Origin of the sequence: Sphingomonas sp. TF3, from assembly GCF_003985085.1 — a bacterium.
GTDB lineage: Bacteria > Pseudomonadota > Alphaproteobacteria > Sphingomonadales > Sphingomonadaceae > Sphingomonas.
This window is the reverse complement of sequence record NZ_RWKS01000018.1, coordinates 28,202-43,257: the sequence shown is the minus strand read 5'-3', so window position 1 is coordinate 43,257 and position 15,056 is coordinate 28,202. Positions and strand designations below refer to the sequence as shown.

The following is a 15,056-nucleotide window of genomic DNA, read 5'->3' as shown; positions in this document are numbered from 1 at the left end:
TGGAGTCAACGCCCCCGCCGCGAACTCCCCGCCATCCCCGCGCGCATCTTCTGGCTCTTGCCGTAGCGCGTCTTGCGCGTGCCCGGTTTACCCTCATTCGAGCGGCCCATCACCGGGGCTTTTTGCTGGTCGACCGGCAATCCAAGCTCTTCCTGCTCCAACTGCCGGATCTCGTCGCGCAGGCGGCCTGCGGTTTCGAACTCCAGATCCGCTGCGGCCGCGCGCATCTTCTTTTCGAGGTCCTCGATATAGGCACGCAGATTATGGCCGACCATGTGCGGCCGGTCCTCATCGATCTCCACCGTCACCTGATCGCGGCTCGACACATCCTGGATGATGTCGCCGATGTTGCGCTTGATCGTCGTCGGGGTGATGCCGTGCGCCTCGTTATAGGCGCGCTGCTTTTCGCGGCGGCGGTTGGTTTCGTTCATCGCGCGCTCCATCGAGCCCGTGATGCGGTCGGCATAGAGGATCACGCGCCCATCGACGTTGCGCGCGGCACGACCAATCGTCTGGATCAGCGAGGTTTCCGAGCGGAGGAACCCTTCCTTGTCGGCATCGAGGATCGCGACCAGCCCGCATTCGGGAATATCCAATCCCTCGCGCAGCAGGTTGATGCCGATCAGCACATCATACACCCCGAGCCGCAAATCGCGGATCAGTTCGATGCGCTCCAGCGTCTCGACATCGCTGTGCATATAGCGGACGCGGACGCCCGCCTCGTGCATGAACTCGGTCAGATCCTCGGCCATGCGCTTGGTCAGCGTCGTCACCAGCGTGCGATAGCCCGCCTCGGCGGTCTTCTTCGCTTCGACGATCAGATCCTGCACTTGCTCCTCGACCGGCTTGATCTCGATCGGCGGGTCGATCAGCCCGGTCGGACGGATCACCTGTTCGGCGAACACGCCGCCAGTTCGCTCCATCTCCCAGGCACCCGGCGTCGCCGAGACATAGGTCGTCTGCGGTCGCATCGCGTCCCATTCGTTGAAGCGCAGCGGGCGGTTGTCGATCGCGCTCGGCAAGCGGAAGCCATATTCGGCGAGCGTCAGCTTGCGGCGGTGATCGCCGCGCGACATGCCGTTGATCTGGCCGATCGTCTGGTGGCTCTCATCGACGAACAGCAATGCATTTTCGGGCAGATATTCGAACAAAGTGGGCGGCGGCTCGCCCGGCATGCGGCCGGTGAGGAAGCGCGAGTAATTCTCGATGCCGGCGCACGAACCGGTGGCAGCGATCATCTCCAGATCGAAATTGGTGCGCTGCTCGAGCCGCTGCGCCTCTAACAATTTGCCCTCCGGCACCAGTTCCTTGAGCCGCTCCTGCAGCTCGAACTTGATCGCCTCCATCGCCTGTTTGAGCGTCGGCCCCGGCGTCACATAATGCGAATTGGCGTAGATGCGGATCGTGTCGAGGCTCGCCACCTTCTTGCCGGTCAGCGGATCGAACTCGACGATATCCTCGATTTCATCGCCGAAGAACGACACGCGCCAGGCGGTGTCGTCATAATGCGAGGGGAACACCTCCAGCGCATCGCCGCGCACGCGGAAATTGCCGCGCTGGAAGGCGGCATCGTTGCGCTTATACTGCAGCGCGACGAGCTTGCGCACGATTTCGCGCTGGTCGACGGTCTGGCCCTTTTTGAGGTCGAAGATCATCGCTGAATAGGTTTCGACCGAACCGATGCCGTAAAGGCACGACACCGAGGCGACAATGATCACGTCGTCGCGTTCGAGCAGCGAGCGGGTCGCGGCGTGGCGCATCCGGTCGATCGCCTCGTTGGTCGAGCTTTCCTTCTCGATGTAGGTGTCCGAGCGCGCGACATAGGCCTCGGGCTGATAGTAATCGTAATAACTGACGAAATATTCGACCGCATTTTCCGGGAAGAACGACTTCATCTCCCCATAAAGCTGCGCCGCCAGGATCTTGTTGGGCGCGAGGATCAAAGCGGGGCGCTGCACCGCCTCGATCACCTTGGCCATGGTGAAGGTTTTGCCCGAGCCGGTGACGCCCAGCAGCACCTGATCGCGCTCGCCCGCTTGCGTTTGCGCGACGAGCTCGGCGATGGCGGTCGGCTGGTCGCCCGCTGCCTGATATTCGGAGACGAGCTTGAACGGCTTGCCCCCTTCCGCCTTGGGCGGGCGCGCCGGGCGGTGCGGCACGAAGCTGACGCCGGTTTCAGGTTCGTCGAGCGTGGTGCGAATCTGGATTGCCATAGCTCGTCAATATGGGAAGGAATGCGCCATACACAATCACACACCGGCGCCCGCAGCGCACATCCCCGGGGGACTCTTTCCACATGACTTTCCGTATCATGGCGCTGCTCGCGCTGCCGCTCGCCGCGAGCGCCTGTTCCCCCGACGCGCCGGTCAAGCGCCAGGCGGGGAGCTGGTCGCAGAAGATCGACATCGTGAAGTTCGAAGGCAAGGGCGCAACCCCCGAAACCAAGACGCAGATGCAGAAGATGTTCGATGCGATGAGCACCATGTCGGTGTGCCTCACCCCGGCTGCGGCCGCGAAGGAAGACATGGGCAAGGCGATGGAACAGATGTCCGCGCGCGGCCAGAATTGCACCTTCGCCAAGAAGGACGTGACCGGGGCCAGCATCGCGATCGACGCGACCTGCAAGCAGCCCAATGGCGGCACCGTAAAGATGACGATGACCGGCACCAATTCGGCGACGGCACAGGACATGACGATGAAGACCGAAGGCTTCGCCGCCAATGGCACGCAGGAAGGCACGATGGAAATGCACGTCAAATCGACGCGCAACGGCGAGTGCAAGCCAACCGACGTCACCCCGCCCGAAGCGCCCGCGACGGGCCCGGCACCGGTCGGACCGGCCAAGCCGTAAACGCGAAGGGACGCACCGGACCCGCGCGCTATGGGATCCGGTGCGTCTTCTCGCCCCTTAAAGCGGGCGAGTGGGATATGGGATCGGCGGATAGATCACTGGCTTGTCGCCATAGCGAGCGTGGAGAGCCACGTCTCGACGCTCGTCTTCATAGTCATCGGGGTTCAGCTCGTCCGGGAACTTGAACACTGCGTTGAATTTCGTCCCGAGCACCTCATACTCGATCACTTCCCAGCGCTTGCTCGGCTCTTCCGTTTCCTACGCCTCGACGAGCAAATCGATCAACGCGCGACTTGGGTCGAAATAGCGGACGTGGTTTCCTTCGTCCTTAAAGACTCCGGCACCGACCACACCCTCCTGCAGCTCGGCGTAGAGATAGGTTTTATCGGGGTCGCCACCCACGATCCGGCCCAATGCGAGGCCGATGTGTTCGAAAATCGGATCAAGCTTTTCGAATTTGTCCGCCATCCTATCGACCCTTTTTGCGATTCGCGCATGTTGTGAAGCGGCGCTCACGCCACCCGCCGATATGCCACGCGCCACATCGTCCAGCCGATCAGTGCTGCCACCAGCGCCAGAATCAGGCTCGTGGCCACCGCGCTGATCCAGCGGAACAGCAGGGTCTGCGTGTCGGTGACCGGCATCGCGAACACGCCAAAGCCATAGGTCTGCCCGCCGAGGAACAGCGCGAACCCGGCCAGCGCGCCGACCAGAATCGCCATCCACGGTCCGCGTTGGCCAAAAGCGTGGCATAGCAGCCAGACCGGGCCACCAATCGCCACCGCCGCCATCGCCGTAATCACCGCACCGACGACAAATCCGGCCAGCAGCTCGAGCGGCGCGGCACCGCTGCCGATCACCACCAGCACGGCCGCGAACACGCCGCCGACCAACCCACCGGCGGCCAGCGCCAGCCCGGCCCGGTCCAGCGTCGCCTCGTAGCGGTATACACTCCCCTTCGACGCCACGTCCCGATTCTCCCCGGGGCGGGGTCTTAGCATCGTGTGCCAGACCTCCCAAGCCGCCATTGAAACAGGCGCAGGGCACGCCGGCTCCGCGCCTGTTTGTCCTTACGGCAGCGCCAAGGCTGCCTTGGGGAGCAGGCCCTCCATCGCCGCACGCTCGATCGGCGCGACGGGCGCGGGCGCGCGATAGGGTGCGATCTCGGTCGGCCGCCCGAGCGCCACCGTGCCGAAGCCGTGTACGCCCGCGACTTGCGCCACCGCCGCGAGCAACCGCGGCGGCGTGTCATAGCCTTCAAAGGACAAACGGAACGTGCCCCAATGGATCCCGATCCCGCTCGACGCGCCCAGCCGACGATACGCCTCGGCGGCGTCGATCGGCCCGATATGGCTGCCCGCGACCATTTGCCCCGGCGCGAAGCGGAACGCGCCGATCGGCAGCAGCGCAAGCCGCACCGGGCCATAGGCCGCCGCCTCGTTCGCCCAATTGAGGTCACCCGGCCCGGTATCGCCCGCGAAGAACAGATTGCCGCCGGGCAAGCGCACGACAAAGCTCGACCACAGAGCGCGGTTGCGATCGGAGAACCAGCGGCTGCCCCAATGGTGGTTGCGCGTGACGATGATGTCGACGCCGGGCTTGATGCTGGTCCGCCCGCCCCAATCGAGCGCGCGCGATGGCACGCCCGCTTGGCCGATCACGCTGTCATTGCCGAGGCTGGTGACGATCAGCGGACGGTCACGCTCCCACAGCCGCTTGAGCGTGGTCAGGTCCATATGATCATAATGGTCATGGCTGACGAGCACGAGGTCGATTTTGGGGAGCGCATCGAACGCGATCCCCGGCGCGGCGACGCGCGCGGGGCCGACGCCGAGCGGCCCGGCGGTGCGGCTCCACACCGGATCGGTCAGGATGTTGAGCCCCTGCGTCTGCACCAGCACGGTGGCATGGCCAACCCAGGTCGCGACCATCCGCGCACCCTCGACCCGCGCGGGCGGCGCTATCGGGTGGACGGCGACATGATCGGGCCATTTCGGTCGCCCGTCGCTATTGGTGAGGTAGCGCCACAGGAAATTCCCGCGCCCACCGTTGGGCGGGGCGATGTCGTCCTCGGCCCCGTCAGGATTGAAGAAGCGCTCGCCGTTATAGTGCCCGGTGGGGAGGCCCGCATAATAACGCGCATCCAGAAAGCGCGGGATGATCGTGACCGCAAGGCACAGGACGATGACGATCCACAGGATCGTGATGCCCAGGAGACGTAATACTCGCATCACCGTTCCTTGTGGGATGACCCTGCGCGGCGCAAGCCTGCGCGCCTCACAGGCTGCCGACCAGCGCGAAGACGACGCCGGTCGCCACCAATATGAGCCCTAAGATTTCGCTCCGACTTGTCTTCTCGCCGAGATAAAAATGGGCAAACGCCATCGTGAAGGCAACTTCGATCTGGCCGACGATCCGCACCAGCGCCACCGGTGCCGAGGCAAACCCGGTGAACCAGCACGCCGACGCGACCGAAGACATCAACCCGACCTGCCCTGCCACGCGCCATTCCGAAAAGACGCGCACGACCTGATCTCGTTCCCGCAGCAGGAGATACGCCCCCTGTGCCACCGTCTGCGCCGCAACGGTCGTGGCGAGCACGATCAGCGCGGCCCGGATATGGTCTGGCGTGGCCACCGCCTGCGTTGCCGCGCGAATACCGATCGTGGTCAATGCGAACATGAAGCCGGAGGCGATGCCATAGCGCGCCGCCGGTTGCCCGAGCGCACGGAGAAACGCTCCCGCTGCCATCCGCTTGCCGCCAGTTGAAAGGACCATCACCCCGGCGACGCCGAAGCCGATGCCGACCCAGGTCGGCAGGCTCAGATGATCGCCGAGCAGAAACACCGACAGCAGCGCGCTCTGCACCGCCTCGGTCTTGGAATAGGCCGTGCCGACGACGAAATTGCGCTCGCCAAACGCCATCAGCAACAAATTGGTGGCGATGATCTGCGCCAGTCCCCCGCCGAGGCAGAAGGGCACGAACCACACGCCCAACGCCGGAAACGGCGTGCGCGCAAACACCGCTTCATAGGCTATCACCAACAAAACCGCGACCGGCAGGCCGTAGAGATAGCGCACCAAGCCGGCGGCGTTGATCGAGAGCGTGCGCGACACACGCCGTTGCACCGCCGTTCGCCACGCCTGCAGCGCCCCGCCGATCAGCGCGGCGGGGAGCCAGATCGGAGCGATCAAACCCGATCGCCAATCACACCAGCAACCCCTCGCGCGCGATCTTTTCCTTCCACACCAACGGCGCGAGCTGGTGGACGTTGGCGCCGGTCGAATCGACCGCCACCGTCACCGGGAAATCGACCACGTCGAATTCATAGATCGCCTCCATGCCGAGATCGGCAAAGCCGACGACCTTCGAGCCCTTGATCGCGCGCGCGACGAGATAAGCCGCCCCGCCGACCGCCATCAGATAGGCGCTCTTGCCCTCGGCGATCGCCTTGGTCGCATCGGGGCCGCGCTCGGCCTTGCCGACCATCGCCAGCAGGCCCTGATCGAGCATCATGCGCGTGAACTTGTCCATCCGCGTCGCGGTGGTCGGGCCAGCCGGGCCGACCACTTCCTCGCCGACCGGATCGACCGGGCCGACATAATAGATCACGCGGCCCTTGAATTCGACCGGCAGCGGCTCGCCCGCGTCGAGCATGTCCTTGATGCGCTTGTGCGCGGCATCGCGGCCAGTGAGCATCTTGCCGTTGAGCAACAGCCGGTCGCCCTGCTTCCAGCCCTGCACCACCTCGGGCGTCAGCGTGTCGAGATCGACGCGGATCGCGGCGCTGTCGGGCTTCCAGTCGACCTTGGGCCATTCGTCGAGCTTGGGCGCTTCGAGGAAGGCCGGGCCGGAGCCGTCGAGCACGAAATGCGCGTGGCGCGTGGCGGCGCAATTGGGGATCATCGCCACGGGCTTGCCCGCGGCATGGCACGGCGCGTCGAGAATCTTGACGTCGAGGATGGTCGACAAGCCACCCAGCCCCTGCGCACCGATGCCGAGCGCGTTGACCTTGTCGAAAATCTCGATGCGCAAGCGTTCGATGTCGGTCTTGGCCCCACGCGCCTTCAGCGGCCCCATATCGATCGGCTCCATCAGCGCTTGCTTGGCGAGCAGAACGCAATGCTCCGCAGTCCCGCCGATGCCGATGCCGAGCATGCCCGGCGGGCACCAGCCAGCCCCCATTTGCGGCAGCATCTCGATCACCCAATCGACGATCGAGTCGGACGGGTTCATCATCTTGAACTTGGACTTGTTCTCGCTGCCGCCACCCTTGGCCGCGACATCGACCGAGACGCGGCTACCCGGCACCATCTCGACGTGCAGCACGCACGGCGTATTGTCCTTGGTGTTGCGGCGCGTGAAAGCGGGGTCGGTCAGCACCGAGGCGCGCAATTTGTTGTCGGGGTTCAGATACGCCAGCCGCACGCCTTCATCGACAATCTCCTGCAGCGATCGGCTGGTGTCATCAAACCGGCAATCCATGCCCCATTTGATGAAGACGTTGACGATGCCGGTATCCTGGCAGATCGGGCGGTGCCCCTCGGCGCACATCCGGCTGTTGGTCAGGATCTGCGCGATCGCATCCTTGGCGGCGGGGCCCTGCTCGGCCTCATACGCTTCGCCGAGCGCACGGATATAATCCATCGGGTGATAGAAAGAGATGAACTGCAGCGCGTCGGCCACGCTCTCGATCAGATCGGCTTCGCGGATGATGGTGGTCATGATGAACTCCTGTCTTGCGCCGCGCCTTAAGCCGATGTTGCGGCCACGCCAAGCGCGGGGGGTGACCGCGTCCGTCGCCCCGCCGCCGCATACTCATTTTGGGTGAGGTCGCCGCGATACAAGGAATTCAGAAAGGATGCCCCCTTACCCGGGGGCGTATGAACTTCGGAACCCTTCTTATATTGATCGCATCGGGCACCTTCATGGTCATCGGCGTAACCGCAGCGGCCTGGGCGCGCGCGCAATCGTCGCGCCGGATTCGCGATGCCGACCTTTCCGAACCACGAAGTCAGCGGGCGCAATTGCTGATCCATGAATTCGAAGCGCATACCAATGGCTGGTTCTGGCAAACCGACGCCGACGGTCACGTGCTGTATCTTTCCGACAAGGTGGCGCGCGGCCTCGATCGCCCCGATGCCCCCGCGCTTGGACAATTGCTGAACAAGCTGTTCCGCATGGATAGCGCTTCGCCCGAAACCGAGCGAACGCTCGCCTTTCATCTCGCCTCGCGCACCGCCTTTTCCAACTATTCGGTCCGGCCGGCGAACGACACGACGCTAGACCGCTGGTGGTCGATTTCGGGCCGCCCGATATCCGATGCGGACGGGCGTTTTCTGGGTTTTGTCGGCAGCGGCAGCGATTTGACCGAGCGCCGCCGCGTCGATGCGGAAATCACCCGCCTGGCGCTGTTCGACAGCCTGACCGGGCTTGCCAACCGTCAGCGTTTGCGGCTCTCGCTCGAACAGACCCTCCATCAGCCAGGCTCCGTGCCGCGCAAGACCGCGCTCTTCCTGCTCGATCTGGACCGATTCAAAAGCGTCAACGATACGCTGGGCCACCAGACCGGGGACGCGCTGCTCAAGAAAGTCGCCTTGCGACTGCAACGCACGATCGGGGAGGTCGGGCTGGTCGGACGACTCGGCGGCGACGAATTCAAGGTCATCATCCCCTTCGCGCCCGACCGCGAGGCGCTGGCCGAACTCGCGCGGCGGGTGATCAGCGAACTTTCGCAACCCTATAGCATCAATGGTTCGGCGATCAGCATCGGCTGCTCGATCGGCGTGGCGATCGCGCCGACCGACGGCACCGATGCCGAGACACTTGTCCGCAACGCCGATCTCGCGCTCTATGCCGCCAAGGGCGACGGCCGCGGCGTGCACCGCTTCTTCCGCAGCGAGTTGCTGATCGGCGCGCAAAGCCGCAAACAGCTTGAGGACGATTTGCGCGGGGCGCTCGCCGCCGACCAGTTTTTCGTCGCATACCAGCCGGTGGTCAGCACCCGCACCCAACGCATTGTCGGTTTTGAGGCACTGTTGCGCTGGCAACACCCGACGCGCGGGCTGGTCAGCCCGAGCGAATTCATCCCGGTCGCGGAAGAGTGCGGGTTGATCGAAACGATCGGGGAATGGGTGTTGCGCACTGCGTGCATGGAAGCAGCGGAATGGCCGCATGACATCCGCGTCGCGGTCAATGTGTCGCCGATCCAGTTTGCCAACCCCGCTTTGTCCACCATCGTCACCTCGGCGCTCGCGACATCGGGGATCAAGCCCGACCGGCTCGAACTCGAAATCACCGAAGGCGTGTTCGTCGATGAAAGCGCGGCGACCGAACAGATGTTCAAGGCGTTGAAGGGGTGCGGCGTGCGGCTGGCGCTTGACGATTTCGGCACCGGCTATTCGTCGCTTGGCTATTTACGCAAGGCCCCCTTCGACAAGATCAAGATCGACCAGAGCTTCGTGCGCGGGGCGGCAATCGCGGGCAATCGCAACGCCGCGATCATCAAGGCGATCGTCACGCTGGCCGACACGCTGGGCATGGAGACCACTGCCGAGGGCGTGGAAACGCAGGACGAGATCGCGCTGATCGTCGACCTCGGCTGCAGCCACATCCAAGGCTATGTCTATGGCAAGCCCGCCTGCGCCGCCGATGTGCGGGCGCATCTGGCGCTGGCGGGCGACACCGCCACCGCCAGCGGCTTCCGCAACAGCCGTTCGCCCCGAACCTCGCTGCTGCGCAAGGCGCGCATTCGATCGGGCGACGTGGTCGGCGACGTGCGGATCCGCAACATTTCCGCCAGCGGCGCGATGATCGAAGGAATCGATGTCGAGGAAGGCGCGGGCGAAATCGACGTCCAGATCGAGTTGCTGGAAGGCCAGATGCTCCCGGCGCGCTTGCGCTGGGCGGCGGACGGCAAGGCCGGTCTCGAATTTCTCGAAGCCTTCGACCTTGACCGGCTCGCCGCTGCGACACCCGCCATTCCGGCGCGCAAGGCGGGTTGATCGCCTGCCCTGGCGCGGCCGGAACGGCGCGGTTCGGTTCAGCCCACGCTGTTGCCGGTGGCGGCCGGAGCCGCTGCGGGCGGCGGCGGGGGCGGCGCATCGTCGCGGCCCGGCTCGCGACCCTCGGGACCACGCGGACCGTGCCGGAAGCCCTCGGGCCCGCCAGGCCCGCCGCGCGGCGGGCCCATCGGCCGCAATGCCGTCACCTTGCCATCGGCACCGACAACGAACGATGCGCGGATCATGCCGTGGCGATAATGGCCCTGCACCGTCACCGTCTGGCCGGGAGCGAGCAAGCCCGTGCCATCGCCCTCCCGCCCGATCTCGACCAAGGCACGCCCGCTTGCATCGGCAAGCACGGCCATCGGGCCGAAGACTTCGGCAACGGTGCCGCGCACGCTGATCACCCCACCATCGTCGCTCAGGGTCTTGATCGCCACCGGCTTGACCGGCGCGAGTTCGACCGTCGGGCCATTCATGCACGCAACCGTCGCACCACCGCCCAGGCCGACGGCGAGAAAGGCGGCGGCGATCAGCGAGGTGCGCAGCGGCAGTTTGCGGCGTGGGGCCTGCGGCTCCAGCGCGCTGAAATCGGGCTGCGGGGTGGGGCCTTCGATTTGGTCGGTCATTGTGCTTGCTCCTGCTTGGGTTGGTGTTGCGCTTTCTAGCGATGCGTCCCACCACCGCGCTGAACCCGCCGGTTCAGCCTGGGTTTAGCGACCGGGCTTAGCCGCCGGGCAAAGGACACAGACATGCGTATCTTGCTGGTCGAAGACGACACCGCACTGGCCGAGGGCATCGCCAAGGCGTTGCGTACCGAGAATTTCGCGGTCGACATCGCCGCCAATGGCGAAGATGGCGCGCATCTCGGCGACACCGGCAGCTATGACGTGGCGGTGCTCGATCTCGGCTTGCCGATCAAATCGGGCATCACCGTATTGGAGGAATGGCGCGCCGCCGGGCGCGCGCTGCCCGTGCTGATCCTTACCGCGCGCGATGGCTGGTCGGAAAAGGTCGCCGGCTTCCGCGCCGGGGCCGATGACTATCTGACCAAACCGTTCCGCGTCGAGGAACTTGTCATGCGGCTGCGCGCGCTGGTGCGCCGCGCAACCGGCCATGCCGCCGCGCGGATCGTGTGCGGCCCCGTAACCTTCGATGCGCAGACCGGACAGGTCGAGCTGGACGGCCTGCCGCTGCGGCTGACCGCGCTCGAATGGCGTGTGCTGTCGACGTTGATGCTGCGCAAGGGCGTGGTGGTCGACCGGCTCGACTTGCTCGACCATGTCTATGAAGGCGATGCCGACCCCGATTCCAACTCGCTCGAGGTGATCGTCGGCCGACTGCGCAAGAAGATCGGAGCCGAACTGATCGAAACCGTGCGCGGGCGCGGCTATCGGGTGGTAGAGGGATGAGGCTGCCATCAATCCTCTTGCTCCACCCCGGCGACGCATGATGCGAACTCTCCTCCCCCGCTCGCTCTACGGCCGCTTGCTGGTCACCGCGCTGTTTGCCACGCTCGCCGCGCTGGCCTTTGCCGCGCTCAGCATCGGGGCGGTGCTCGATCGCTTCGTGATGCACGGGCTCGACGAGCGGCTCGACGCGCAAATCGCGGTGCTGGCGCAGGCGGTACGGCCGGACGGCTCGGTCGACCGCGGCCGCCTGGTGCTGGCCGCGCCCTATGACGACCCGCGCGGCGGCTGGGGCTGGCGGATCGATACGCAGGGCAAGACTATCGCCTCCCCCGCCCCGCCCGATCTCGACGCGATGCACCCGCCGCCTGGTCCGCGCTTGGATCCGCCCCCTTTTGCCGAGCGGCGCGATGCCCATGCCCGCGCGCTCGACTGGCGCGATCGAGACGGGCCACGCCACGCCCGCAGCCTGACGCTGGCTACACCCGGCGGGCCGGTGCGCATCACCGCCTCGGCCCCGCGCGCGATCGTCGATCGTCCCCTCCGTGCGGCGATGGCACCGTTGCTCGCTTCGCTGCTGCTGCTTGGCGGCGCGCTCACTATCGCCACGCTGGTTCAGCTCCGCATCGGCCTGCGCCCGCTCGCCAGGATGCGCGAGAGCCTTGCCGCGATTCGCAGCGGTGCCGCGACCGCACTGCCCGACACGCAGCCGAGCGAACTTGCCCCGCTTGCCCGCGAGATCAACGCGTTGCTCGCCGAAAATGCCGCCGCGCTGGCCAATGCGCGCGGCCATGTCGCCAACCTCGCACACGGGCTGAAGACACCCCTCGCCACGCTCGCGCTCGCACTGCCGCCGCGTGATCCCGATGGCACGCTGCGTGCGCAAGTCGCCCGCATCGATCACGCGGTCCGCCACCATCTCGGCCGGGCGCGCGCTGCGACGCCTGGCGGAGCGATGCGCGTGGCGACGCCGCTCGCCCCGGTGCTGGCCGATCTGGCCGACGCGCTCGCCCGCATTCATGCCGATCGCCCGGTCACTGCAGCCGTCGCGATCGACCCGACGTTGAACGTCGCGGTCGATCGGCAGGATCTGGACGAACTGCTCGGCAATCTGCTCGACAATGGCTGGCGCTGGGCGGCCAGCCGCATCGCGGTGACCGCCGCTCGCACCGCCGATGGCCGATTCGTGCGGCTGAGCGTGGAGGACGATGGCGCGGGCATCCCGCCCGACGCGCGCGTCGCTGCGCTGGCGGCGGGCCAGCGTCTCGACGAACGCGGCGACGGCCACGGCTTCGGGCTGTCGATCGCGAACGAGTTGGCGACCCTCTATGGGGGGACGCTGACGCTCGAGTCGGCGGCACTTGGTGGCCTCGCAGCGATCGTTACGCTGCCGACATCGCCTTCTTCCGACGCCTAAAAAAAATGTCATGTTCCCGCTTCGGTCTCTTGCCTTTCAGCAAGGGCAGCTTTGACCGCGCGTCGCGTGGTAGGACCGATATGGTCCTGCTGCGAACCGACTCAAAATAGCGACGAACGGAGTCTCTAATTCGTCATTTACCGTATTGCGTGCTCGCGCGATCCGGCACAATCTGTAGGGGTTGAGTTCGGGGGCGAACCCAAGCGCTGGTAGAACACAAGCCGCAACCCCATATTGCGGAGACGGCCCGACCCATGGTGTCTCCATGGGACAGGTCTACTTTTGTTCTCGCAGGTCGCCCGCGACATGGTAGTATTGGGGTTCGCCCGCCGATTCGAACGGATCGGAAACGCGGCTGACCCTGATCGCAGAGTTTTGAACGAGTTGGCAGGGACGCGGCAGATGGATTTTCGGAATACCGGGGAAGCGAGTACGGACATGGCTACAGACGCAATCGAGGCGCTGGCAAGCGCTCCAGTCGAAGACACCAGCGGTGCCCAGCGCAAGCTCTCCGCGCGCGGTGACTCCAAGGAAGTGAAGGCGCAGCTCTATCCGGTCGAGGTCGATCATTCGCGCGATGCGCTGCTGACCGATTTCGGCAAGGAAACGCTGCGCGACCGCTATCTGCTCCCCGGCGAGAATTTCCAGGATCTGTTCGTGCGCGTTGCCTCGGCCTATGCCGATGATGCGGGCCATGCCCAGCGCCTGTACGGTTATATCTCGCGGCTGTGGTTCATGCCGGCCACGCCGGTGCTGTCCAATGGCGGCACCGGGCGCGGCTTGCCGATCTCGTGCTTCCTCAATTCGGTGCCCGACAGCCTTGGCGGCATCGTCGACACCTGGAACGAGAATGTCTGGCTGGCGTCGCGCGGCGGCGGCATCGGCACCTATTGGGGCAATGTGCGCGGCATTGGCGAGCCGGTCGGCCTCAACGGCAAGACCAGCGGCATCATTCCGTTCGTGCGGGTGATGGATTCGCTGACGCTCGCCATCTCGCAGGGCTCGCTGCGGCGCGGTTCGGCGGCCTGCTATCTCGACGTGTCGCACCCCGAGATCGAGGAATTCCTCGAAATCCGCAAACCCTCGGGCGATTTCAACCGCAAGGCGCTCAACCTGCACCACGGCGTGCTGATCACCGACGCCTTTATGGAAGCGGTGCGCACGGGCGGCGAATGGAACCTCACCAGCCCCAAGGACGGCTCGGTCCGCGCCACCGTCGATGCGCGCAGCCTGTTCCAGAAGCTGGTCGAAACCCGCCTTGCCACCGGTGAGCCGTACATCGTCTTCGCCGACCATGTGAACAAGGGCATGCCCAAGCATCACCGCGACCTCGGGCTCAAGGTGTCGACCTCGAACCTGTGCAGCGAGATCACGCTGCCGACGGGCAAGGACCATCTCGGCCACGAACGCACTGCGGTGTGCTGCCTGTCGTCGCTCAACCTGGAAACCTGGGACCAGTGGAAGGACGAGAAGGGCTTTATCGAGGACGTGATGCGCTTCCTCGACAATGTCCTGCAGGATTTCATCGACCGTGCCGAGCCGGGCATGGAGCGCGCGGCCTATTCGGCGATGCGCGAGCGGTCGGTCGGCCTCGGCGTGATGGGCTTCCACTCCTTCCTGCAGGCGCGCGGGCTGCCGTTCGAGGGCGCGATGGCCAAGTCGTGGAACCTGCGCATGTTCAAGCACATCAAGGCGCAGGTCGACGAAGCCTCGATGCATTTGGCGACCGAGCGCGGGCCCTGCCCCGACGCCGCCGACATGGGCGTGATGGAGCGCTTTTCCTGCAAGATGGCGATCGCGCCGACCGCGTCGATCAGCATCATCTGCGGCGGCACCAGCGCGTGCATCGAGCCGATCCCGGCCAACATCTACACGCACAAGACGCTGTCGGGCTCCTTCTCGATCAAGAACCCGTATCTCGAAAAGCTGCTCAACGAGAAATCGAAGAATAGCGACGCGGTGTGGAATTCGATCCTCGAGCAAGGCGGGTCGGTGCAGCATCTCGACTTCCTCGACCAGGAGGAGAAGGACTGTTTCAAGACCAGCTTCGAGATCGACCAGCGCTGGCTGATCGAGCTCCAGGCCGATCGCACGCCGTTCATCGACCAGTCGACCAGCCTCAACCTGTTCATCCCGGCCGATGTCGAGAAGTGGGATCTGCTGATGCTGCACTTCCGCGCGTGGGAATTGGGCATCAAGTCGCTTTACTATCTCCGCTCCAAATCGGTGCAGCGCGCTGGTTTCGCGGGCGGGGTCGAGGCGGACAACACGATCGAAAAGCCGCAATATGAATTTGCGACGACCGATTACGATGAATGCCTGGCGTGCCAGTGAGGTGATACTCCCTCTCCCTGTGGGAGAGGGAGGAGCGGCG

The 15,056-nt window shown here is 65.2% G+C and carries 13 protein-coding genes; 5 read left to right on the top strand and 8 right to left on the bottom strand.

What is annotated here, in order from left to right:
* Window positions 1-5: 5 nt before the first annotated feature.
* A complete protein-coding gene (uvrB, locus tag EJC47_RS15495; protein WP_126848819.1) occupies window positions 6-2,213 on the bottom strand; it encodes an excinuclease ABC subunit UvrB in 2,208 nt (735 codons plus the stop codon).
* A gap of 83 nt (window positions 2,214-2,296) precedes the next feature.
* On the opposite strand from uvrB, the gene EJC47_RS15490 reads away from it, so the two are divergent.
* Window positions 2,297-2,851 (top strand): DUF3617 domain-containing protein, encoded by a 555-nt coding sequence (locus EJC47_RS15490; RefSeq protein WP_126848818.1) that lies wholly within the window; start codon window positions 2,297-2,299, stop codon window positions 2,849-2,851.
* Between the two features lie 57 nt (window positions 2,852-2,908).
* Here the strand turns inward: EJC47_RS15490 and EJC47_RS21405 are convergent, their stop codons facing one another.
* The 6 genes from EJC47_RS21405 to EJC47_RS15465 all read right to left on the bottom strand — a co-directional run bounded on the left by EJC47_RS21405 (window position 2,909) and on the right by EJC47_RS15465 (window position 7,577).
* On the bottom strand, window positions 2,909-3,079 hold the full coding sequence (locus tag EJC47_RS21405) for a hypothetical protein (protein WP_260591609.1): 171 nt from the start codon (window positions 3,077-3,079) through the stop codon (window positions 2,909-2,911).
* A gap of 30 nt (window positions 3,080-3,109) precedes the next feature.
* A complete protein-coding gene (locus EJC47_RS21400; protein ID WP_260591608.1) occupies window positions 3,110-3,319 on the bottom strand; it encodes a hypothetical protein in 210 nt (69 codons plus the stop codon).
* A gap of 44 nt (window positions 3,320-3,363) precedes the next feature.
* Window positions 3,364-3,819: a hypothetical protein gene (locus EJC47_RS15480; protein ID WP_126848817.1), complete on the bottom strand. Its 456-nt coding sequence runs from the start codon at window positions 3,817-3,819 to the stop codon at window positions 3,364-3,366.
* Between the two features lie 102 nt (window positions 3,820-3,921).
* A complete protein-coding gene (locus EJC47_RS15475; protein ID WP_126848816.1) occupies window positions 3,922-5,082 on the bottom strand; it encodes an MBL fold metallo-hydrolase in 1,161 nt (386 codons plus the stop codon).
* A gap of 46 nt (window positions 5,083-5,128) precedes the next feature.
* Window positions 5,129-6,046 (bottom strand): EamA family transporter, encoded by a 918-nt coding sequence (locus EJC47_RS15470; protein WP_126848815.1) that lies wholly within the window; start codon window positions 6,044-6,046, stop codon window positions 5,129-5,131.
* Window positions 6,047-6,059: 13 nt separating this feature from the next.
* A complete protein-coding gene (locus tag EJC47_RS15465; protein ID WP_126848814.1) occupies window positions 6,060-7,577 on the bottom strand; it encodes a fumarate hydratase in 1,518 nt (505 codons plus the stop codon).
* Window positions 7,578-7,735: 158 nt separating this feature from the next.
* On the opposite strand from EJC47_RS15465, the gene EJC47_RS15460 reads away from it, so the two are divergent.
* Window positions 7,736-9,856 (top strand): EAL domain-containing protein, encoded by a 2,121-nt coding sequence (locus tag EJC47_RS15460; RefSeq protein ID WP_126848813.1) that lies wholly within the window; start codon window positions 7,736-7,738, stop codon window positions 9,854-9,856.
* A 38-nt stretch (window positions 9,857-9,894) separates the two neighbouring features.
* Here EJC47_RS15460 and EJC47_RS15455 read toward each other — a convergent pair whose 3' ends face one another.
* Complete coding sequence (locus EJC47_RS15455; protein WP_126848812.1) at window positions 9,895-10,485, bottom strand: hypothetical protein; 591 nt, start codon at window positions 10,483-10,485, stop codon at window positions 9,895-9,897.
* Between the two features lie 123 nt (window positions 10,486-10,608).
* Here EJC47_RS15455 and EJC47_RS15450 point away from each other — a divergent pair, with 123 nt between their 5' ends.
* The 3 genes from EJC47_RS15450 to EJC47_RS15440 all read left to right on the top strand — a co-directional run bounded on the left by EJC47_RS15450 (window position 10,609) and on the right by EJC47_RS15440 (window position 15,016).
* Window positions 10,609-11,268 carry a response regulator gene (locus tag EJC47_RS15450; RefSeq protein WP_126848811.1) on the top strand — a complete coding sequence of 220 codons (660 nt, stop codon included), beginning with the start codon at window positions 10,609-10,611 and terminating at the stop codon, window positions 11,266-11,268.
* A 40-nt stretch (window positions 11,269-11,308) separates the two neighbouring features.
* Complete coding sequence (locus EJC47_RS15445; protein WP_126848810.1) at window positions 11,309-12,682, top strand: sensor histidine kinase; 1,374 nt, start codon at window positions 11,309-11,311, stop codon at window positions 12,680-12,682.
* Window positions 12,683-13,084: 402 nt separating this feature from the next.
* Window positions 13,085-15,016: a ribonucleoside-diphosphate reductase subunit alpha gene (locus EJC47_RS15440; protein ID WP_126848809.1), complete on the top strand. Its 1,932-nt coding sequence runs from the start codon at window positions 13,085-13,087 to the stop codon at window positions 15,014-15,016.
* Window positions 15,017-15,056: the final 40 nt, after the last annotated feature.

Coding starts and splice junctions, on each gene's coding strand:
- EJC47_RS15465 (WP_126848814.1), bottom strand. CDS start 7,577: ATGACCACCATCATCCGCGAAGCCGATCTGATCGAGAGCGTGGCCGAC.
- EJC47_RS15440 (WP_126848809.1), top strand. CDS start 13,085: ATGGATTTTCGGAATACCGGGGAAGCGAGTACGGACATGGCTACAGAC.
- EJC47_RS15460 (WP_126848813.1), top strand. CDS start 7,736: ATGAACTTCGGAACCCTTCTTATATTGATCGCATCGGGCACCTTCATG.
- EJC47_RS15445 (WP_126848810.1), top strand. CDS start 11,309: ATGCGAACTCTCCTCCCCCGCTCGCTCTACGGCCGCTTGCTGGTCACC.
- EJC47_RS21400 (WP_260591608.1), bottom strand. CDS start 3,319: ATGGCGGACAAATTCGAAAAGCTTGATCCGATTTTCGAACACATCGGC.
- EJC47_RS15455 (WP_126848812.1), bottom strand. CDS start 10,485: ATGACCGACCAAATCGAAGGCCCCACCCCGCAGCCCGATTTCAGCGCG.
- EJC47_RS15490 (WP_126848818.1), top strand. CDS start 2,297: ATGACTTTCCGTATCATGGCGCTGCTCGCGCTGCCGCTCGCCGCGAGC.
- EJC47_RS15475 (WP_126848816.1), bottom strand. CDS start 5,082: ATGCGAGTATTACGTCTCCTGGGCATCACGATCCTGTGGATCGTCATC.
- uvrB (WP_126848819.1), bottom strand. CDS start 2,213: ATGGCAATCCAGATTCGCACCACGCTCGACGAACCTGAAACCGGCGTC.
- EJC47_RS15450 (WP_126848811.1), top strand. CDS start 10,609: ATGCGTATCTTGCTGGTCGAAGACGACACCGCACTGGCCGAGGGCATC.